18 protein-coding genes are annotated in these 20,133 nt (G+C 44.4%); 11 read left to right on the top strand and 7 right to left on the bottom strand.

Annotated elements, in window-relative coordinates; genetic code table 11:
• Positions 1-64: 64 nt before the first annotated feature.
• The 5 genes from cysI (at position 65) to SWOO_RS04000 (ending at position 6,425) form a co-directional block, all read left to right on the top strand.
• Positions 65-1,798 (top strand): assimilatory sulfite reductase (NADPH) hemoprotein subunit, encoded by a 1,734-nt coding sequence (cysI, locus tag SWOO_RS03980; protein ID WP_041417944.1) that lies wholly within the window; start codon positions 65-67, stop codon positions 1,796-1,798.
• Positions 1,776-2,558, top strand: a complete 783-nt coding sequence (locus tag SWOO_RS03985) for a phosphoadenylyl-sulfate reductase (protein WP_012323420.1) — start codon at positions 1,776-1,778, stop codon at positions 2,556-2,558. The genes cysI and SWOO_RS03985 overlap by 23 nt, the downstream gene beginning before the upstream one ends.
• Before the next feature lie 681 nt (positions 2,559-3,239).
• Positions 3,240-4,970 (top strand): hypothetical protein, encoded by a 1,731-nt coding sequence (locus tag SWOO_RS03990; RefSeq protein ID WP_012323421.1) that lies wholly within the window; start codon positions 3,240-3,242, stop codon positions 4,968-4,970.
• 61 nt (positions 4,971-5,031) lie between these two features.
• A complete protein-coding gene (locus SWOO_RS03995; protein ID WP_012323422.1) occupies positions 5,032-5,445 on the top strand; it encodes a DUF3010 family protein in 414 nt (137 codons plus the stop codon).
• 125 nt (positions 5,446-5,570) lie between these two features.
• On the top strand, positions 5,571-6,425 hold the full coding sequence (locus SWOO_RS04000) for a PA4780 family RIO1-like protein kinase (protein ID WP_012323423.1): 855 nt from the start codon (positions 5,571-5,573) through the stop codon (positions 6,423-6,425).
• A gap of 58 nt (positions 6,426-6,483) precedes the next feature.
• Here SWOO_RS04000 and SWOO_RS04005 read toward each other — a convergent pair whose 3' ends face one another.
• The 5 genes from SWOO_RS04005 to SWOO_RS04025 form a co-directional block, all read right to left on the bottom strand.
• On the bottom strand, positions 6,484-7,011 hold the full coding sequence (locus SWOO_RS04005; RefSeq protein ID WP_012323424.1) for a peroxiredoxin family protein: 528 nt from the start codon (positions 7,009-7,011) through the stop codon (positions 6,484-6,486).
• 55 nt (positions 7,012-7,066) lie between these two features.
• Complete coding sequence (locus tag SWOO_RS04010; protein WP_012323425.1) at positions 7,067-7,441, bottom strand: hypothetical protein; 375 nt, start codon at positions 7,439-7,441, stop codon at positions 7,067-7,069.
• 80 nt (positions 7,442-7,521) lie between these two features.
• Positions 7,522-7,869, bottom strand: coding sequence for a hypothetical protein (locus SWOO_RS04015; protein WP_012323426.1), 348 nt, complete (start codon positions 7,867-7,869; stop codon positions 7,522-7,524).
• A gap of 336 nt (positions 7,870-8,205) precedes the next feature.
• The gene (locus tag SWOO_RS25420) at positions 8,206-9,663 is read right to left on the bottom strand and encodes a S41 family peptidase (protein WP_012323427.1); all 1,458 of its coding nucleotides are present in this window, start codon (positions 9,661-9,663) and stop codon (positions 8,206-8,208) included.
• Between the two features lie 269 nt (positions 9,664-9,932).
• The gene (locus SWOO_RS04025; RefSeq protein ID WP_012323428.1) at positions 9,933-10,928 is read right to left on the bottom strand and encodes a phospholipase A; all 996 of its coding nucleotides are present in this window, start codon (positions 10,926-10,928) and stop codon (positions 9,933-9,935) included.
• Between the two features lie 260 nt (positions 10,929-11,188).
• Here SWOO_RS04025 and cobA point away from each other — a divergent pair, with 260 nt between their 5' ends.
• Complete coding sequence (gene cobA, locus SWOO_RS04030) at positions 11,189-12,010, top strand: uroporphyrinogen-III C-methyltransferase (RefSeq protein ID WP_012323429.1); 822 nt, start codon at positions 11,189-11,191, stop codon at positions 12,008-12,010.
• 11 nt (positions 12,011-12,021) lie between these two features.
• On the opposite strand, the gene SWOO_RS04035 is transcribed toward cobA, so the two are convergent.
• Complete coding sequence (locus SWOO_RS04035; protein ID WP_012323430.1) at positions 12,022-12,855, bottom strand: TIGR03899 family protein; 834 nt, start codon at positions 12,853-12,855, stop codon at positions 12,022-12,024.
• Positions 12,856-12,946: 91 nt separating this feature from the next.
• On the bottom strand, positions 12,947-14,134 hold the full coding sequence (locus SWOO_RS04040; RefSeq protein ID WP_012323431.1) for an MFS transporter: 1,188 nt from the start codon (positions 14,132-14,134) through the stop codon (positions 12,947-12,949).
• A 202-nt stretch (positions 14,135-14,336) separates the two neighbouring features.
• Between SWOO_RS04040 and SWOO_RS04045 the strand changes: the two genes are divergently transcribed.
• The 5 genes from SWOO_RS04045 to SWOO_RS04065 all read left to right on the top strand — a co-directional run bounded on the left by SWOO_RS04045 (position 14,337) and on the right by SWOO_RS04065 (position 20,056).
• Positions 14,337-15,722 carry a porin family protein gene (locus SWOO_RS04045; protein WP_012323432.1) on the top strand — a complete coding sequence of 462 codons (1,386 nt, stop codon included), beginning with the start codon at positions 14,337-14,339 and terminating at the stop codon, positions 15,720-15,722.
• Between the two features lie 128 nt (positions 15,723-15,850).
• The gene (locus tag SWOO_RS04050) at positions 15,851-16,996 is read left to right on the top strand and encodes an imelysin family protein (protein ID WP_012323433.1); all 1,146 of its coding nucleotides are present in this window, start codon (positions 15,851-15,853) and stop codon (positions 16,994-16,996) included.
• Positions 16,997-17,130: 134 nt separating this feature from the next.
• The gene (locus SWOO_RS04055; protein WP_012323434.1) at positions 17,131-18,780 is read left to right on the top strand and encodes a di-heme oxidoredictase family protein; all 1,650 of its coding nucleotides are present in this window, start codon (positions 17,131-17,133) and stop codon (positions 18,778-18,780) included.
• Positions 18,781-18,982: 202 nt separating this feature from the next.
• A complete protein-coding gene (hemG, locus tag SWOO_RS04060) occupies positions 18,983-19,504 on the top strand; it encodes a menaquinone-dependent protoporphyrinogen IX dehydrogenase (protein WP_012323435.1) in 522 nt (173 codons plus the stop codon).
• A 15-nt stretch (positions 19,505-19,519) separates the two neighbouring features.
• Positions 19,520-20,056 carry a cytochrome b/b6 domain-containing protein gene (locus tag SWOO_RS04065; RefSeq protein ID WP_012323436.1) on the top strand — a complete coding sequence of 179 codons (537 nt, stop codon included), beginning with the start codon at positions 19,520-19,522 and terminating at the stop codon, positions 20,054-20,056.
• Positions 20,057-20,133: the final 77 nt, after the last annotated feature.

The following is a 20,133-nucleotide window of genomic DNA, read 5'->3' on the forward strand; positions in this document are numbered from 1 at the left end:
AAAATTGATAAAGATGCAGCGCCATGATGCGCTGCACAGTAAAGAATTGAGTGAGGCTGCGGCTATGTCAGATGGTAAGAGTGTAGAGAAAGAAGAAGCGTTATCTGTAAATGAACACCTGAAAACAGACAGTGATTTTCTGCGTGGAACGATTCAAGAGGGGCTAGATACCGCGGTAACTGGCTCGTTTAGCGAAGGAGACCAGCAACTGATTAAGTTTCATGGTTTCTATCAACAAGACGATCGTGATCTGCGTAATGAGCGTAAAGAGCAGAAGCTTGAGCCTCTCTACAGCTTCATGTTGCGTGCACGTGTTGCTGGCGGTGTTTGTAGCCCTGAGCAGTGGCTGGGTGTTGATGAGATCTCATCAACATTGACCAGCTCAAACAGTATTCGTTTAACTACACGCCAGACATTTCAATATCACGGGATCTCTAAGCGTAATTTGAGAACGCTGATACAGGGGCTCGATAGTAAGGCGCTTGATTCTATCGCTGCCTGTGGTGACGTTAACCGTAATGTAATGTGTAATCCAAATCCTGTTGAGTCGCGTCTCCATGAGCAAGCATATTACTGGGCGAAACAGCTATCTGATCAGTACCTTCCTCGCACTAAAGCCTATGCGGAGATCTGGTTAGGTGATGATAAGGTTGCGACCAGTGAAGGGGATGATGTTGAGCCTGTATATGGTAAAACCTATCTGCCGCGTAAATTTAAGATGGCCGTTGCCGTGCCGCCAGATAACGATGTTGACGTTTACACCAATGACTTAGGTTTTGTTGCCGTTGCCGAAGAGGGTGAGTTGGTTGGTTTTAACTTAGTTGCCGGTGGTGGTATGGGCTCGACCCACGGTGAAGTACAAACTTTTCCCCGTCTAGCCGATGATTTTGGCTTTATTAAGGCTGAAGATACGCTGAAATTTGCCGAGGCTGTTTTGAAGGTGCAGCGTGACTGGGGTAACCGCTCTAATCGTAAACTTTCAAGGCTTAAATACACCATAGTTAAATATGGTTATGAAGCATTTAAAGCAGAAGTTGAGAAACGCGCTGGGGTGAAGTTTGAGCCTAAGCGTGATGTGGTGATCGGTGATCGCGGCGATCGCTATGGCTGGATAAAAGGGGTGGACAATAAGTGGCACCTGACCCTGTTTATTGAGGGCGGTCGAATTAAAGATCTGCCAGGTCAACCGCTGCAAACTGGATTAAGGGAGATTGCTAAAATCCATAAAGGCGATTTCCGTATGACCTCGAATCAAAACTTTATCATCGCCAGTGTGGCAGAGGAGGATAAAGCAGAGATCGAAGCCTTGGCGAGAAGTCATGGGTTGATGGGGAAGTTGATAACTGAAACCCGTGGTCGCTCTATCGCTTGTGTTGCCCTACCAACCTGCGCCCTTGCTATGGCTGAAGCCGAGCGTTATTTCCCAGACTTCCTCAGTAAGGTTGAGTCTCTGCAGGAGAAGCATGGCTTCCTTGACCAAGGAATTGTGATTCGTATGACAGGTTGTCCAAATGGTTGTGCGCGTCCTTTTGCTGCCGAGATTGGCTTAGTGGGTAAGGCGCCAGGTCGTTACAACTTGTACCTAGGTGCAAGCTTTGAAGGAACACGTTTAAACAAGTTATACCGTGAAAATATTCAAGAAGCTGAAATTTTATCTGAACTTGATAGCTTGTTTGCCCGCTATGTGGCTGAGCGAGAAGAGGGTGAGACTTTTGGTAACTTCACGGTACGCATTGGTGCAGTGAGTGCGGTAATCGATGCCGCTAAGGATTTCCATGAGCAGCACAATCATGCCTGAATCAAGCAGTATTGATTCCATCGTTTCAAGTGATGAGATATTAGCCCTCCTCAGTGCTCCTGAAGTGGAGCAAAAAGGCGAGCTTGAGCGGATCAATCAGTTTTTGGCTGAGCTTACTCCAGCTCAGCGTATCGCTTGGGCGCTTCAATATCTGCCGGGAAACCATGCGCTTTCCTCAAGCTTCGGTATTCAGGGCGCGGTAATGTTGCATCTGGTGAGCAGCCAAAAAGCGGATATTCCTGTGATATTAACCGATACTGGTTATCTTTTTCCTGAAACATACCGCTTTATTGATGAGTTAACAGAGCGTCTTAGCCTGAACCTTAAGATCTACTCGTCTAAGTATACACCTGCGTGGCAGGAAGCCAGATTTGGCCAGTTGTGGGAAAAAGGCTTAGATGGATTAGATCAATATAACCGTATGAATAAGGTTGAGCCTATGCAGCGGGCACTGACGGATAATGAAGTCGGCACTTGGTTTGCAGGTTTGCGTCGCTCACAATCGAGCACTCGTGAGGCACTGCCTATCTTAGCTATCCACGGTACACGATTTAAGATTTTGCCCATTTTGGAGTGGAGTAATAAAGAGGTTCATGAGTACCTGACAGAGCACGATCTTCCCTACCACCCACTATGGGATCAAGGTTATGTTTCTGTTGGTGATACGCATTCGAGCAAGCCGTTAGAGTTAGGAATGAGTGAAGAGGATACTCGTTTCAATGGTCTGAAACGTGAGTGTGGTCTCCACTTTGATATCTAGGTTTACCTGTATGACGACAAGATGAAAATGTGGATAACTGGTCAGATCTGACAGTGCTGTCATTGTCTGAACTGATATGGGCTTGATGAATAAATCGTAAACTTTAGACTTAAATTTACAAATATTTATACATTTTTACCCACAAAGTTATGCACATCTATTTTTGTGGTCTATAGTAGTTAGTTCCCGTAGATGGTTTTAGAATGCTGTTCTGTTTAGGGTCTCGGTGAGACCCACTACTGACAAGACCTTCCCGGTATCAATTGGCTCGATTTTGGCCTCTCTCTTTCATTAAATACGTTGTGAAAGAGTTTGAGACTGCCGATGGGTATCCTTGCTAGTAGATGCAGAGCCGTCAGCAAATATAGCCATGCTTATCGTATCGATAGGCTGAGTTTGATTGGCTTGTTAGCGCCTGCTTAATCAAAAGCTCGAACTCCTGAATAGTCCGAAGTGGCTATTCAGGGGCTACTTATTCTCCCCTTTATCTAAAAATACGTTGCTAATACGGCATCCAGCTACAGTATATTTCCTCTTTCTCCTTTTAATCGCCTGATATTGTATATTTCCTATTTCTCCCTTTTAATCGCTTGATATAGTATATTGAGCGGCTAATGTCTTTAGGAAAAAGCTAAAATCTACATAGATTTTAGCTATCAAAATTTAAATGGAGTTTGTTGGATGAAGAAAGTATTAATTGCTGCGGCTGTGGTCGCTGCTGGCGCTGCGGGTTATTGGGTGAGTCAAGATAAGGGAGCAAGTGGTGAGGCCGATCTTATTCTCGCTTCAGTGCCGTCCGATACGCCGCTTTTTTCCGCTCAATTGACCCCTTTTCCCATCAAGTCATATATCAACTCGGTTTCTCAAAATTATCAAGCGTACGGCGATGATATGTTTGCCGAGCTAGAAGAGTCTGAAGATACCAGGGCTAAATTTATGCTCAGTCTGACTCAAACCTATATGGAGAGTTTAGAGAGCGGCGAGAAGTTTGTTTCGACCTTTGGTTTGCCTGAAAAGATGCGTAGCTACTTTTACACCTTAGGTCTTCTGCCTGTTATTAAGTTAGAAATGGAAGAGCCAAAAGCTGTTTGGGCCGTGCTTGATAAAGCTGAAAAAGAGAGTGGCTTTACCCATGAAAAGAAAACGGTAAAAGGGGTTGAGTATCGCTCTTACTCCATGACCGATGTGGGTGAGACTGAGACGATAGACCTGTTGTTCGCCATTGCTGACGGCATCTTAACCGTGACATTTGATAGCTCCTTTAGCCAGCCAGAGACTCTAGAGACCGCACTTGGTCTTGCACCTGTGGCTAACTCCCTTGCTGACTCAGGAATTTTGAACGATATCATGAAAACCCATGGGTTTAGTGGTGACGGTATTGGATACCTTAATCATCAAGAGATTGTTCGTGCGATAACGACCAAAGATGGTAACCAGTTAGCGAGACAACTGACGGCATTTGCAGAGCAAGAGGGGGAGGATCCTTTTGCTATTGTTCGCTCTAACGAGTGTCATACTGAGCTATCAAGTATCGCTGCAAATTGGCCTCGTACTGTGTTTGGCGTCAATAACCTCTCTATTAGCGATACTAAAAGTCATATGGAGTTAGAGACAATAGTTGAGAGCAAAAACAAACTAGTGTTGGATGCGCTTTCATCGATGAGAGGTTTTATTCCTGATTATGTTAGTCAATCAAATAGTTCCGTTTTCTCTATGGGACTAGGTATAGACCTCAATGAATTAGTTCCCTCGTTGACATCCATCTGGGACGATATGCTAACTCCTCAATACCAGTGTCAGGTACTACAGGAGATGCAGGGCGAGATGTCAGGTCAAAGTCCGGCAATGCTAGGCATGTTCACGGGAATGGCCAATGGTGTGAAAGGTATTGCGGCTTCAGTTATCGATTATAAGTTTAGTGATGATCAAGATAATCCTGCACTTGAAAGTGTGGATGCGATCATCAGTTTATCCGCTGATAACCCAAGTATGCTGTTTAATATGGTGAAGCCTTTCGCCCCAGAACTTGCTGATATTGAGTTGAAAGATAATGGCGAGCCTGTCGATCTCTCCTATCTGCTTCCTCTTCCGCCTGAGTTTGGTGTTAAGCCTAAGATGGCAGTAAAAGGTAACCACTTAGTTATTTTTAGTGGAGAAGAGGGAGAGGCTAAGGCTGAAGAGCTTGCTGCTGAAACATTGAAGAGTAATGGCCTTTACACTGCAACTGTGGACTATGGCAAGATGATCACGCCTTTGGTTGCACTTGCAGAGCTAAGTGGAGAGCCGATGCCTGAAGAGTTAGCAATGATGAAAGATTATAATATGCAGCTAAAAATGTCGTTGGATATTAACCAACAGGGTATCGTTTTCGATTCCGTGGTGGATAATAAAGCGACCCCTGCTGGTCAATAATACTAAATTTGATAGTTGAGCCAGCTAAGCTGGCTCTTTTTTTTTAAGGGGCTGTTAAGTTATGCTAATAGCGGGTATGTTTTTAAAAGCCAATGAAGTGCGTATAGTGACGCTAGCGGGTTCTCGAGTGAGCCATCAACTGGTTGCACCTAAGGTTAATAAATTCACATTAGTGAAAAACCCAAGTCAGAGTGAAGTTGCTCAGTTCGGCGAAGCCATTGTTGCATACTGTGATGATCACAAGGTTGAGTTGATCGTATTAAACCGAAGAGCTACGTCGGGCCAAGGTGCTGGTGGCGCGGGAACCTTCTTAATGGAGGGGGTTATCTTAGCATTGGCAAGGATAAATGTTGAACTGGTACACCCTGCAACCGTTAGGGCAACAGATAAGAGAAACGCTGAGTTTAAAGATTTAAAGCCTAAAACGGTCGATCTTGGCAAAGCTTATGACTTAGCATTTGAATTTCTTACTTAATAATATGAGCTTATTGAAGTTTTCTTTTAGAGAAACGCCCAGTTTGTTCAGTTTAGGATCATTTTTATTTGATGATTGCAGGGTTTAATATTCCATCTATGCCTTAAGTAAGGTATAAGGGCGCTATGAAAATTCCGAAACGTATCCAGCCTCTCGTTGATGAAGGCTTAGTAGATGAAGTCCTTCGTCCATTGATGAGTGGCAAAGAAGCCGATGTCTTCGTTGTCCGCAGCGGTGGCGATGTTCGTTGTGCAAAAATTTATAAAGAAGCCGAAAAGCGTAGCTTTAAGCAGGCGGTTCAATATCGTGAAGGGCGTAAGAGTCGTAACAGTCGTCGCTCTCGTGCGATGGAGAAAGGCTCTAAATTTGGTCGCAGTGAGCAGGAATCTGCTTGGCAAAATGCTGAAGTGGATGCCCTCTATCGTTTAGCTCATGCCGGTGTTCGTGTTCCACAGCCTTACGGTTGTTTCGACGGTGTGCTCTTAATGGAGCTTATTACCGACGATGAAGGATTTGTGGCGCCACGTTTAAATGATGTCAGTTTGTCATCAGAGCAGGCGCTTGAGCAACACAAGGCTGTGATGAAAGATGTGCAGCGCATGTTATGTGCAGGCCTCATTCATGGCGACCTTTCAGAGTTTAATGTTCTGTTAGACAGCTCAGGGCCTGTGATTATCGACCTTCCCCAAGCGGTTGATGCGGCGGCCAATAACAACGCTAAGCGTATGTTAGAGCGTGATGTAAACAACATGACTCAGTACTATGGGCAATTTGCACCTGAGCTTTTGGGCAGTAAATACGCCAAAGAGATGTGGGCACTTTTTGAGTCTGGAAAGCTAACGCCTGATGTTGAGCTAACGGGTAAATTCAAAGAGAGCACTAAGGCTGCTGATGTGGACTCTGTACTTGCAGAGATTGAAGCGGCCTTTGATGAGGAGCAGGAACGTAAAGAGCGTATCCGTGAGGCTGCTGAAGGCTAAATTTAACAGGTTCTAGCTCCAAAGAGCTAGAACCTCATATCTAGCCGTTAGTCTGTGGCTAACTGCTTTTCTCTATCCCTAACTCTTTGAGGGTTGCCGCAATATCCTCTGCTGCCGTTTCGGCATTGATATCTTCATCTATCTTTAAAATCTTACCATCTTTGCCTATGTAAAAAGTGACTCTGCTTGCTACTCGAACAAAGTTGAGTACATCATAAGCTTTGGCTGTCTCTTTGGTTGGATCGCTTAACATGGGGAAGTCAGCTTTCTGTTTCTCAGCAAAATCTTGGTTGTCCTCTAAGTCATCGACACTTGCCATCATATATACCGCATTATATTCACGGATCAGGTGGCCCTTCTGCACTAGAGAGCGACACTCAAGGGTGCAGCCATGGGTATTTGCCATTGGATACCAGGCAAGCACCAATGTTTGTTTACCTAGGTAGTCGCTGAGTTGATAGAAGTGACCATTGGTGGATTGAAGCTTAAAGTTTGGCGCCATATCACCCACTTTTAGATCGCTCGCTATGGCACTTAATGGACTGGTAAATATTAAGACTAATATTAATTTTAGAAAAACTTTCATGTTAACTAGGCCTGTCAGTTTTAGTGGAATGTGATTAGATTAGCATATTTACCTCTTAAGGGATTACACCCCCAAGGGTAAGTTGTAAGTGAGGCTCTCCCTCTACCAGTGTGCTGAGCTGTTCACCGGATTCAATGGTAAGTTGCTGTTGAAGTGTTTTTATCGGATCAAACTGTTTAATGATTATTTCGCTATGAATCTGGATCAGTGTCTCTGAGATAACACTAGGGGTGAGTGTTATTGTAACTTGCTCATTGTCGAGTAGAAGAGCGGAGTCTGACAAACTTGATTTAGCCGCTTCGATTAAGCATTTGCCATCGAGCTCTAGCTTTATGGTCAACTCAAGTTTGAGCTTGTTATCTAGCTCAAATTGGTCGGCTTGTTTTCGGTATTGTGCGTTAAGGTAAAATCCGCCTATTGGGCTGCTCATTGAGATATTCCATTATGCTTAATTGGCTACTTTATATTGAAACAGCAATATCTGTTTTTACTAATATGTTCACCAGCTTACTATGCATTTTTGCTGTTTTCTAGTTCAATAAGAAAGTTTGCATAATTTATCCAGTCTATCACTAATGCTTTAATCAGCATCTGCGTACCGGGATCTGTCTGAGGGTTTAGCTCTCTTATTTTTAGTTGTTCAACCACACGCCTAACATCTAGTGGTTCTAAGTCTACCCTGAAGTTGTCTTTTGGGCTTGGGTTGTTATCCACTTGAGGATTGAGTGGTGCAAACATCTGATTCTGAACAAGGAGTGCTAACTTAGGGTTAGTATCTCTCAAAATAGCGACTGTCATGCGCAGTGCGCCGCGGTTAAAGGTATCGGCTTTGAGTATAAACTTTTCCTTTTTTGCCATGGTGAATGTTGCTCCTGATGATGGACGCGTATATACCCAAACAACTTCAAGATGCAGGATTCAGCATGTCGAGAAGTGACAGAGTTCAAGGCATGAAATAGTAGGACTAGTTATTCTAATTCAATATTTCATAACACAGAAAAATGTTGCTTCTCGCCATGCCCTTCGGGAGCTCCCGTAGAATCGCTGCACTGTGTTAGTGATATCAACAAGGGAATAACCATTATCCTCAATCACTGCCTTGTTCAGCTATCCTACGGGGGCTCTGAAACGAGCATCTTGAGGTAGCTTGGGTATATCTAATTGTTTTATGCCTATTGGTATATTTAGTGTAACTCAATTGCTTATGGCTGTGACAAAACTCTTAGGTGTTTGCTGTGTATTTTCTGGCGAAGCTTGGTTGTTAAGCTGAGTCACTAAGCTTTGCCAGTGAAGCGGTTCACTGTCGGTAAAGGTGATGTCTGGCTCAGTGCCAACTCCGGAGATTAAAGCACCTTGGAGGTTATAGTGAAGGCTGCTGGTTAGCGCGATATTGAGCTTACTGTTAGGCAGTGTAAAGCGGTAATGCTTACCCAGATCTCCTGATGTTTTTTCACCTATTAGTGTCACTCTAGGCCAGGCTTTTGTGAGGTAGGCTATCCATTCACACTCCTGTCTGCACTGAGGGCCGATAATCAATGCGAGTCTGTTTGAGCGTTGAGCTTCACGTGCTTGTGGACGACTTTTTCTGGCATAGAGTTGGCTAAAATTATCTGAATCTTGAGTTTCAAGTTTCACTTTTATCTCTGACAGTTGTACCTGTTCGAAGAAGTTTAACTCATTGAAAGGGTGAAGATAGTCTGCTCTTAAGTAATCACTCTTAAAGTTAGAAGCACGGCGATATCGAGCTAAGGTAAAAACTGGGTTCGCAGACTCTGGGAGAGAAGGGGAGAACTCATTTGTCAGTAAGCTTAATAGCTTATCACTGTATCCTTTGGCTTGCCTAAGATCCACCACTGTAAGCGGGTTTTCGAATGCTGTTTCTAGTTGAGAAAATAGCTTCCTGTTTGTGCTGAGTTTGTCTAGGTCTGTAATCTTAATCGGATTGGTGTCTTTATCTTGGCTTTCAATGACAAGCTCTTTATAGGGGGGCTTGGTTTGGGAGTGAACGGTCAAGGTTAGCTCTTTTTTTGACTCTTCATCATTGGTGACGGTGAGAGAGACTGTGTCGCCTAGAGGTAAGCCCATCTCAGCCCTTAAAAGATCTAAACGTGAAAGCCATGTTAAGGTGAGTGCCAGATCTTCTTGCTGAGAGCTGGAGATAAATTTTCTGGCTGTTTTGAGCCAATAAGTTAGAGCAACACCATCAATATGGCTGATAAAGGGATGCTCAAGGTCGAGAGGCGTTTCGGAGTCATCTAGTGCAAGCCAAAGTTGTCCCATGGGCTTTAATGAAAAAGGCAGTTGGCCTGTGGAGTAAGTGCTTGAAGAGAGCTTGATACCTGGGTCATTGAGTTGAGCAAGCAGCTTTGCTATTTCTGCGTGAAATCGACTTGAATCTATGCCTAGTGAGTAGAGGTAGCGAAGAGAGTCAACTCGATTTTCAATACTCTGCAGAAGTAGTGGGTCAAGGGCTGAAAAAGTCGAATGCTGGCTGACCTCTGCCACTAAGGTGTCGAGATCTTGTTGCATCTGCTGGGGATTTAGACTCATTTTTGTTGTGTTATCAATCACCAAAAAACGAGAGAGCTGCAGGATACTGAGCAGCAAGCAGATGCCAAATACATTCACTACATCTTTAAAGCTAAAGTTCATATCACTCCTTGATATGTCAGTCGTTAATGGCCAACGACACTGGTACCTAAAGCCACATCAGGATGCCCGTTTTAGAGCCCCGTATAATAGCTTAGCAAGGCAGTGATTGAGGATAATACTCATTCCCTTATTGATACTTGCCCACTCAATACACTATAGCTTATCTAACCTTGCTTGAATTTATAATATCCTCCATCGTGCTCTTTATGTCTATATTTATGCCTAACGATATTAGACATAGAGCATAAGGTGTTGTGGCTGGAAGATATTTACAGAATGTCGTTGATTGATACGCCTATCCCTATACGCTGAGTATGGGAGTTGTAGTCAATTAAACTCTCTCCGTAGCCATTAAAGTACTGAGTGTAGATCCGCAGCTGTCCTATGATGGGGTAGCTCCAAGTGGCTTCAATAGCCCCATAATTTGGGTTGGAGAAGTTGTTTCTAATCATCATGGTAAATCTATGTTCGTCGATACCATAGATACCTGTGAGCTCAAAATTACCCATATAATCTGTGATATCTGGGTTGTCATCACCCTCAGGGGAGGTGGGAGTCTCTTTTTCATCTTCAGGGATACGCCACCAAACTTTGGCACCAAGAGCAAAGGGACCGCTATCAAATACCATAGTGCCGTAAATTCTATTCCAGCTACGAGAAAAGCTGCCCGATTTTCCATTTGATTTGTGAACCGCTCCAACTCCCCAGAATGAGTTCCGCAGTGGACCGACTTGCCAGTCATTGTTGAACATCATAAATATCTCTGGCTCATGGTTAGTTTCACGAAACGGTGATGAGATATCCTTGTTGTAGACCTGCCAGTAGGATTGGTTTGTGTAGGCGACGAAGAGATGACCATTATCTCCGAAGACGTTATACATTAAGGGAAATTTAAAGCTTATCTGAAATTTTGCTTCCATATTATCCAGGTCGAAGGGGTGCTCTTTGGCTTCCTCCTCGAAAGGGGCCATGTTGGGGCTGGTGTTATAGGTTGCTGGCAAAATGTAGTTAACGTTATGGGGAGTCATCACGAAAGGAAGCTCCGAGGTTGCCAGTTCATCATGCACACGTTCATCAACTAATGAGTTATTGTGTTCTCTTTCAATGGTCTTTGTGTTGTCCTCTTTAGCCGTTGCTACAGTCTTTTCTTCATGATGGGTCTCATGGTTTTTCAGATCGTGGGCATACACAGATGACGAGATAAAAAATGTGGGAAGCAGAGCTAAGAGTGAGAGCGATAGATGTATTGTGCTTTGGCTTTTCATAAGTCATCCATGAAAAATTGAGGTGATCTTTTATAAAGGGAATGTTACCTCGCAAAAATGCTTTTTAACAGTGGGATAGACAATCATCTTGCAACTTAGCAACATGTTGAACTATAGCCATAGGCTTAAATTGACTGGGATAAAGCTCAGTAGTCACCACTTAAATAACTAAATGGAATAACAGTTAATAAATAACTATTTATTAAGTTATAAGTGGCGGGGTATATTTCATACTACAGAGTCGTGTGTGGGGCAGTGAGATGGATGTAGTAACGTTACCCGGTCAAAGAGCTGGTGGAAAAGTATGGTTAGTCGGAGCAGGGCCCGGTGATGTCGAGCTGTTAACGCTTAAGGCATATCGGATCTTAAAGAGTGCCGATGTGGTACTTTTTGATGCGCTCGTCAGTGATGAAATCATGAGTCTTGTCCCACAAGATGCTGAAAAAATTGCGGTGGGAAAGCGTGCGGGTAAACATAGCGCGGCTCAAGATGAGATCAATCAGCTGTTGGTCACTAAAGGCTTTACACGTAAAAATGTGGTGCGTTTAAAGGGAGGCGACCCCTTTATTTTTGGCCGTGGTGGTGAAGAACTACAGAGCTTGGTTGAAGCAGGTCTTGAGTTCGAAGTGGTTCCTGGAATCACTGCAGCGAGTGGTACATCTGCCTATGCTGGGATCCCGCTAACTCACAGAGATTATGCTCAAGGTGTCTCTTTTATTACTGGACACTGTCAGTTAGAGAGCCGACCTATGGATTGGAAGGGTTATGCTAATCCAAATAATACCTTGGTCATCTATATGGGCATTCTTAATGCGGGACTAATCAAGTCTGGATTAATGGAAGCGGGTCGTAACGCCAATACTCCCGTCGCTATTGTCTCTAAGGCTACAACTGCCCAGCAAAAACGTTTTATCGGCACATTAGGCGAGTTGGACCTGTTAGCCTCTGATCCAGAGCTTAAGATGCCCGCTTTGATGATCATCGGCGAAGTCGTTGAACTGGCTGACACTCTTAACTGGTTTGAGCCAAAAACGGAGAGCGAACCGTTAGCCATTGGCGTTGAACTTAAAGATAGGCGTTAATCTTAGCTTAGCTACTCAATCTTAAAATCCTTGGCAAACAGAGTGCGGACTGTCTTAGCGTATTCAGGATCTGGCTTGGGCTGAATGAGCTGAGTCAGCTCGTCACCTATCGGTGTTAAGCGGTAGTAGTTAAATAGCAGATGGCCGCTTTTAGGTGTCAGCTTCATGGTCTCTGAAAGCAGAGTAAAGTTGATGGGATTCTTACTATTTAGCAAGCCAGTCTCAAACTCTCCGCGATGGAGGACCCCTGCATCAACTAAGGTCAAAATGTTGGAGTAGGGCAGACCAAAATTAGATAAACCAATATTGATTGGCGCAGATTTACGAAATATCTGACCAAACCCTCCTGTATAGCGGTAACCATAGATCAGCTTTAATCTTGCTTCACCATTCACTTTTATCGCCATTCCCAAGGCTTTTTCTAATATCTGTGCCTCTTTGTGGGTCAGCTGCTTTAGTGTCGAGAGAGTACGTAGGCTAAAGTTACCAGGGTTGGTGATCTCATTGGCTAAGATGCGCCCCCATAACTCCTGCATTTTACGGTTATGGATCTGCTCTGCAAGCTGAAAAAATTGATGGGCCCAATCAGGGTCTAGATCAACTCCTGTGACATCTGATGGCGCATGGGTTAAGGCGATAGCGTAGATGGTCTCAAGGTTTGTTTGGTACTGGCTAAGCTGTTTACGCTGCCTGTGCTCCCCTCGCTCAGCAATAGATGCACTGCCTGGTCGATAATCATCTTCACTACTTAAGCCTAATTGTCGACCCAATAGGAGTGCTTTTTTACGGGCCGACACATCGGATTGAGCCGACTTTGTCTCGGTTACTTTTACTAATTCCGCCATACTCTTTACTCTAGCCTAATACTGTTATTGATATTAGCTTAGTCTGCTTACAGGATAGATATTTTATCTCTATTATTGTTATATCAATCACTCAGAGTCGATCGCTTTTTATGCTAATGGGAATTAGCCCCCAATTTACCTCATTTCCTTGAGCCGGTATCTCAGGTATGTTTCTTGCCAGAATTAATGAACAGAGGGCGAAGCCCGCACCGATATAAAATACAGCCTGAGGTGAGTGTAGCCAAAGTAGACCAAGAGCTGCAGGTATAACGACTGCTGCGATATGGTTGATGGTAAAGCTAACGGACATGGTTGCGGCGATATCTTTGTTATCTGCAATCTTCTGAAAGTAGGTTTTGATGGCGATAGCCATAGCAAAAAGCAGATGATCAATGACATAGAGAGCAGCCGCCATCTCTGATCTCTCTACAAGTGCGTAGCTGACAAATATGAGAATTAAGCCTATGTACTCAATCGTCAGTGCATTTCTCTCCCCTATACGCCCGATAAATCGACCGATTGCTGGGGCAAACAGCAAGTTGACTACATAGTTAATCAGGAATAAAGCGGTAATTTCAGAGACGCTGTATCCGAACTTTTCCACCATCATAAATCCGGCAAAAACCATGAATATTTGCCGTCTAGCGCCAGAGAAAAAGGTCAAAAGATAGTAGAGCCAGTAACGTTTTCTTAAGATCACCTTTTTATGCTGAACCTCTCCCACTTCAAACTTGGGGAAGTAGAGGGTAATCGTGATCACCATTAACAGTCCTAAGCACCCGATGATGGCATACATCCAGATATAGTCGAGTTTTAACCAGGTCATAATTAACCAGATGCTGGCATAACCTGATAGAGCTGCGGCCGAACGCCAAGCCAGTGCTTTACCTAAGAAGGCGGCTGTCTCTTTTTTCTCTACCCATTGTAAGGTCAAGGATTGATTGATGGTTTCGAAATAGTGGAACCCGATAGACATGAGTACAGTGGTTAAGTAGAGACCAAGGACATCGGGGTATAGACCTGTGATAGCCACCCCAACACACAGTATTGCCAGTGATAACAGGGCAAAGGATTGTTCTCTAATTAAGATGAGAATAAAGATGGCGGTAAATGCCAGAAAGCCTGGTACTTCACGCAGACTTTGCAACATGCCAATTTCGGCACCACTGAATTGAGCCCTTTCGATAACAAAGTTATTGAGCAATACCTGCCATACCGAGAATACCAACGACATGATAAAGGTCATCCAGAGAAGCAGTTTTTGTGGGCTTTTACTCATTGTTATCCATTTTATGAAAGTGGCGGCTAATTTAGCGATTGTATCACTAGTTTATCTGGATTTTCTTCATGCAATACACCTGTAACTCGTTTGTAATTTTCTTATAAAGATAAATGTAAATTTTAATGAAAACGATTCGCATTTAATGTAATTTGTTTCGCAAATTCAGGGGGAGCTGTTAATTCAGTACGGAAAAAATTTAATGAAGACCAAACTCAGTTTATTGGCTATATGTGTTGCAGGCTTTAATAGTCACTATGCTTTTGCTGCGCCGGATCCGGTGAAACTACAACAAGCTATTGCGAAGCAGGAGCTTGAGCTCAAACAGTTAAAAAAAGATTTAGCTGAACTTGCAGCTCAACAAAACGTACAGCGTGAAGAGCAAAAAAAACAAGCTAAAGTGATAGAAGTCGCTAAGCAGGAAGCGACTGAAAGCAAATTCAGTAAGTTCAGCTTTAAATCCTACGGTAGCGTTAATTACACCAGCGATGAATATTATCAGAATGTTCAGGACACCACTCCAGAGCGACGTGGTCGTTTCGATCTTGAACGTATCGTCACCGAATTTGGTTACCAGTTTAACGACGAATGGGACATGGAAGTTGAGATCGAATATGAGCATGGTGGTACAGGTGCAGCTCTTGAGTACGACGGATTCGATGAGTTTGGTGAGTTTGAATCTGAGATAGAGGCGGGTGGCGAAGTGATGATTGAGAAGGCTCAACTTCGCTATCGTCCAAGCGATGCTTTTGGGGTTAAGTTCGGTAATATTCATCTGCCTATCGGGCTCTCTAGTATCTTGCATAAACCAGATCAGTATTTGACTGTGCTGCGGCATAGAAGTGAAGCTGCTGTCTTGCCTGCAGTTTGGAATGAAACAGGTGTTGGCGTTTTTGGTGAAGTGGCTAATTTCCATTACCAGGCACAAGTTGTCAGCGGGCTAAACTCTGAGTATTTCAGAACTTATGACTGGGTGGCCTCTGGTCACCAGAAGCGGTTTGAGCACGTTAATGCCGACGATCTCGCGTATGCTGTGCGTCTTGATTACGGCAGCTTTAAAGAGGGAAGTGCGATAGGTGTCGCTTACTATTATGGTAACACCTCCGGAAACCGCCATAAGAGTAATAAGGTGAGTGGCGATGGTACTGTGAGCATTCTTGCGCTTTCTGGTGCTTATGTACAAGGTCCCTGGATTCTCCGTGGTCAATATCTAAATGGCACACTAAGTGACTCTGATGCCATTACTCAGGCAAATAAAACTACACCAGGTTTGAAGCCAGGTAACTTTGCTCAACTAGGCTCTAAATCTGAGGCTTTCTTTGTTGAAGCAGGCTTTGACCTAACCGATTTCACCTCCATCCCTTTAACCGTTTTTGCCAATATAGATTACTCAAATCCTCTAGCCGAAGTTGAAACGGGTACAGCGACTAAACGCTATGAAAACACCTGGACTAGTGTGGGAGTTAACTACTTCCCTATTCCTGAGATAGTCATTAAGGCTGAAGCTGGCAGACAGCAAGTGGCTGTGGCAGCGATACCTGACACTAACTTCTTCGCCCTAGGCGTGGGTTACCAATTCTCTCTATAGCAAGTCGACTTTTATTCACACGATGTTGATGGCTCCCATAAATAGCGGAGTTAGCTAACGCGTGTGGGATCTCGGCAACCAGAGTCGGGATTGCAGCATACAATTTTTGAATTTATACGGAGCTTTACATGAAACAACTTAAGTACTCAGCCATTGCCATTGCGCTTATTTCAACTTTAGCCGCGTGCGGTGGCTCGGGCAGCGATGACACAACTCCAACGCCAGTGGATGATAAGTTTGAGTTTGCGGCAACTGAGATGATCACCAATTTAACTGATGATGTCATTGTTAGTGGTTATGCATCTTTGGCGACTAAGGGTGAGGAGATGTTACTTGCCACGCAAACTTTGGTGTCGAATAAGACTCAGGCTAACTTACTTGCCGCACAGGAAGCGTGGAAAGCGGCGCGCCTGCCATGGGAGCAAGGTGAGTCACATATCTTTGGTCCAGTCGATTCGTTGGGTATTGATCCACATTTAGATAGCTGGCCACTCAACACTACTGATTTAACCACTGTACTTGCCAGTAACGCAGGTTTCGATGCTGAGACTATTAAAGGCTGGAACGATGATGTTCAAGGCTTCCATACAATGGAGTACCTACTATTTGGTGATGGTGTCGCAGATAACGAGAAAGCGATAGCTGAGCTAACTCAAGCGGAGAGTGAGTACCTGATGGGACTTGCAGAGGTCTTTCGTGATTACACTAAGACACTCGATGATGCTTGGCAAGTAAGCCATGACGGCAGCGGTAAAGCTTATGGTGAGTTAGTAAAAACGCCTGGCAGTGAAGGCAATACTTTCTACAGTTCTCAGGTCGGTGTGATTGAGGAGCTTATCAACGGCATGATCGGCATTGTCGATGAGGTGGGTAATGGAAAAATTGCCGATCCTTTCGGTACATCTGCAGCCACCGCCGACACCTCTAAAGTGGAGTCTCAGTATTCATGGAACTCTCTAACCGACTTTAGCGACAACATCATAGGTGTTCGTAATGTGTATCAAGGAGAGCTAACAGGCGCTGCTGATAAACAAGGGATCATCGATTTCGTTAAAGCTGCTGATGAAGTCTTAGCCCTGCGTGTAGGGAGTGAAATTGATGACGCCATTATTAAGATTAAGGCTATCTCAGGCTCGAATAACATGCCGTTTCGCCAGGCTATCTCAGATGCTGAGGGCCGCGTACGAGTGCAAACTGCAGTCGATGCCTTAACTAAGCTGCAGACAAGCCTTGAATCAGATGTACTTCCACTGCTGAGTAAGTGGAAAGTTTAAGCCTTAAGTTGAGGTTTAAATTTGATGGAGGCTGAGGATAGCCTCCATTTATTTGACTTAAAAACCATACAAAAAGAAAGGATTAGCTCAGGATAGAGCTGAGCTTTCGCTTTAAACCGTCGTGTGAGATGACAATGATAATGACCAATATAGATAAAATAAGCCTTAGGTTCTCTCCTAAGCCATTGAGCTTAACATTCGCTCTGTGTATAGGATTAACTGCTTGTGGTGGCTCAGGTGATGAAGTGGTGGAGCCTAAACCTGATGAGAAAGTGTATCCCGCTTATACCGACATAAAAGCGAGTGGCGGTGAGACAACTACATTCGATGCCTCTCAGTCTGGTCATGGCTTCTCGACTCCCGCACCTAATCTGGCAGATACAGAGCTTGAGCATCACTTAGAAGGCGATCTGAGTTTCGAAACAGCCTTTACCACTGCGCCTAATAGTGAGCACCCTGAGCTCGATGGTTTGGGCCCTGTATTTAATAATGCCGACTGTAACTCCTGTCATCAACGAGACGGTCGTAACTCAACTCCCATTGTACCAGCTGGTAAAACACGAATTAAGTTAGGCTCTGAAGCTGGACTGTTTCTGCGTATCAGCAAGGCAGCCGATGAGGTGTGCAGTGTTGGCACTGCGGCTAATGATTACTGCGCGCCAATTCCAGTTCCTAATTTTGGTGGTCAGTTATTCCATCGTGGTGTGTTAAAGGCACGTCCCGACTGGGAAGAAAACCTCTTCGGTGGTCAAGCTGATGTGTATCTCTCCTTTGAAACTAAAGAGGTTACCTACCCAGATGGCAGTGTCACTGTTTTGAAGAAGCCCCTATTTGCCGTTGAAAATCCCTATGATGCACCTGGTGAAACGGTTAACAGTGCTAACGTGACCTCAGATCTGCTTCAGGATGATGTCTTAATGGGCTGGCGCAATGGTATGCCTGTTTTTGGTCTAGGTCTGCTTGAGGCTATTCCTGAAGCGGATATTTTGGCATTAGTAGATGCTGATGATGCAAACGGTGACACTATCTCAGGTAGAGCTAACTTTGTGTTTGATGCGGTAAAAGCTAAAGCGGGTAACACTAACCCTGTGTCACTAGGACGTTTTGGCTGGAAGGCAAATACCCCAAGTGTCAGAGTGCAATCCTTGGGGGCGTTACGTGGAGATATTGGGATCACAAATCCGCTGTTCCCGGATGAGAGTATTGCGGGCACGGCGCTGCATGATAGTTACTTAACCCGCACTGGCTTTGTCGACACAGGCAGTGATGAAAATGGCGCACCAGAAGCAAGCGCTGAATTCAGTGACTCGGTGGTTTTTTACGCAGAGACACTCGCTGTTCCTGCTAGGCGAAATGTAGAGAGTCCAGATGTTCGTGAAGGTGCACGTCTATTTGAGCAGCTTAACTGTACAGGCTGTCATAAGGCGAGTTTTGTGACTCAATCATCTGGCGATATTGGTGGGGCACCTATGAGCGATGCCCTTAAGGGGCAAACTATCTATCCATTTACCGATATGCTGCTTCATGACATGGGTGAAGAGTTAGCCGATGGTCGTCCTGACTTCCTTGCTGATGGGAGTGAGTGGCGAACGCGTCCTCTTTGGGGAATAGGTTTAACTCAAACAGTGAACCCACAAGCTGGCTTTTTACATGATGGCCGGGCGGCAACAGTAGAGGAGGCGATTCTCTGGCATGGTGGAGAGGCGCAAAAGAGTCGTGATGAGTTTATGGCGTTAACCTTGGATGAGCGTAAGCAAGTTATCGCATTTTTGATGTCACTTTAAATTGAAACCCACATCTAAGTCTTAATCGTGAAAATGGCCACTCAGCTCAATTGAGTGGCCATTTTCTTTTTACTAAAGAAATTGTGATATAGGTAAGAGTAAGCCCTGTTTAGGAAATACTGCCCGTGATCTGTTTCAAGTAAATCTATGGATATATACCTTATTATAGGTAGGAGCATAGAAACATTTATTTGAGGTTCCGGTGAGTAATATTCTAATTATCTATTCGAGTGTGCATGGCCAGACCCGTAAGATCTGCGCTTATCTAGAGGATAAGTTTGTCGCCTTAGGTGATAAGGTCACCATGAGCAGTTTAGATCAGGTTCCCGATCTTAATGACTTCGATAAAGTGGTACTCGGAGCGAGCATTCGCCATGGAAAACATAATCCAAATGTTTACGATTTTATTTCCCAAAACCGCGGGATATTAGAGAAGAAAACCTCTAGTTTTTTCTCGGTCAACTTAGTGGCTCGAAAGCCCGCCAAAAATACTCCGCAAACAAACCCTTATATGTTGGCATTTATTGAGAAAAGTGAATGGAAACCGAATTTGCTACAGGTGTTTGCTGGTAGCTTAAATTATCAAGGCTACGGCATTGTCGATCGCAATATCATTCGCTTTATCATGTGGATGACTAAGGGCCCAACAGATGCCCAGACCAATATTGAATATACCGATTGGGCTAAAGTCGACCTTTTTTCCAGCGAGTTTCACGCCCTGTAGTCGGAGTTAGAAGAGATGGTGAGTATTTTTGCTAGGGTTCGTCACATTATTACGCGACTGAGTGCGTACCAACACCTGCTGCTTATTCTGCTCTCACTTTATCTGATCTTGACCAGCGGTTGGCTTATGATGGGGCGTAGCCTAAGGGCGAGTGCATCATTGTGGGATATGACCCACGTATACTTGGGGTTGTTTGCAACCTTGATTGCTTGTCTATTTCTCATATCAAATAGTACCGGTGGAAAATGGCGGCAGTATTTTCCTTGGCTGATAGGGGACGCGGGGCAGTTGCTTAGGGATCTTAAAGGACTGCTTAAAGGGAAGCTTCCTACAAGTGGTGGCCGCGGTCTCTTCAGTTGGGTTGAAGGGATAGGCATGTTGTTACTGGTAGCTGTCGGCATAACTGGTACCATGTGGTTTATCATGCAGGGTAGCAGTGATGCCCTAGTATGGCGCAGTTATCATATATTACTGGCCAAAGGCTTTATCGGTTTTATCTTGGTACATATCCTGTTTGCGTGTCTGCATCTATTAGATTTCGTTAGGAATTGATCTACACTCTGGTAATAATACACTTTAACAGAGGTGTTTTTTGCGGCCCAGAGTGCTCCACCTGATCGATGACTGTA

Origin of the sequence: Shewanella woodyi ATCC 51908 (assembly GCF_000019525.1) — a bacterium.
In the GTDB taxonomy this organism is placed as follows: Bacteria; Pseudomonadota; Gammaproteobacteria; order Enterobacterales; family Shewanellaceae; genus Shewanella; species Shewanella woodyi.

Coding starts and splice junctions, on each gene's coding strand:
- SWOO_RS04040 (WP_012323431.1), bottom strand. CDS start 14,134: ATGAGTAAAAGCCCACAAAAACTGCTTCTCTGGATGACCTTTATCATG.
- cobA (WP_012323429.1), top strand. CDS start 11,189: ATGGATGTAGTAACGTTACCCGGTCAAAGAGCTGGTGGAAAAGTATGG.
- SWOO_RS25420 (WP_012323427.1), bottom strand. CDS start 9,663: ATGAACTTTAGCTTTAAAGATGTAGTGAATGTATTTGGCATCTGCTTG.
- SWOO_RS04000 (WP_012323423.1), top strand. CDS start 5,571: ATGAAAATTCCGAAACGTATCCAGCCTCTCGTTGATGAAGGCTTAGTA.
- SWOO_RS03990 (WP_012323421.1), top strand. CDS start 3,240: ATGAAGAAAGTATTAATTGCTGCGGCTGTGGTCGCTGCTGGCGCTGCG.
- SWOO_RS04065 (WP_012323436.1), top strand. CDS start 19,520: ATGGTGAGTATTTTTGCTAGGGTTCGTCACATTATTACGCGACTGAGT.
- SWOO_RS04045 (WP_012323432.1), top strand. CDS start 14,337: ATGAAGACCAAACTCAGTTTATTGGCTATATGTGTTGCAGGCTTTAAT.
- SWOO_RS04010 (WP_012323425.1), bottom strand. CDS start 7,441: ATGAGCAGCCCAATAGGCGGATTTTACCTTAACGCACAATACCGAAAA.
- SWOO_RS04025 (WP_012323428.1), bottom strand. CDS start 10,928: ATGAAAAGCCAAAGCACAATACATCTATCGCTCTCACTCTTAGCTCTG.
- SWOO_RS04015 (WP_012323426.1), bottom strand. CDS start 7,869: ATGGCAAAAAAGGAAAAGTTTATACTCAAAGCCGATACCTTTAACCGC.
- SWOO_RS04055 (WP_012323434.1), top strand. CDS start 17,131: ATGATAATGACCAATATAGATAAAATAAGCCTTAGGTTCTCTCCTAAG.
- cysI (WP_041417944.1), top strand. CDS start 65: ATGTCAGATGGTAAGAGTGTAGAGAAAGAAGAAGCGTTATCTGTAAAT.
- SWOO_RS03985 (WP_012323420.1), top strand. CDS start 1,776: ATGAGCAGCACAATCATGCCTGAATCAAGCAGTATTGATTCCATCGTT.
- SWOO_RS04005 (WP_012323424.1), bottom strand. CDS start 7,011: ATGAAAGTTTTTCTAAAATTAATATTAGTCTTAATATTTACCAGTCCA.
- SWOO_RS04050 (WP_012323433.1), top strand. CDS start 15,851: ATGAAACAACTTAAGTACTCAGCCATTGCCATTGCGCTTATTTCAACT.
- SWOO_RS03995 (WP_012323422.1), top strand. CDS start 5,032: ATGCTAATAGCGGGTATGTTTTTAAAAGCCAATGAAGTGCGTATAGTG.
- SWOO_RS04035 (WP_012323430.1), bottom strand. CDS start 12,855: ATGGCGGAATTAGTAAAAGTAACCGAGACAAAGTCGGCTCAATCCGAT.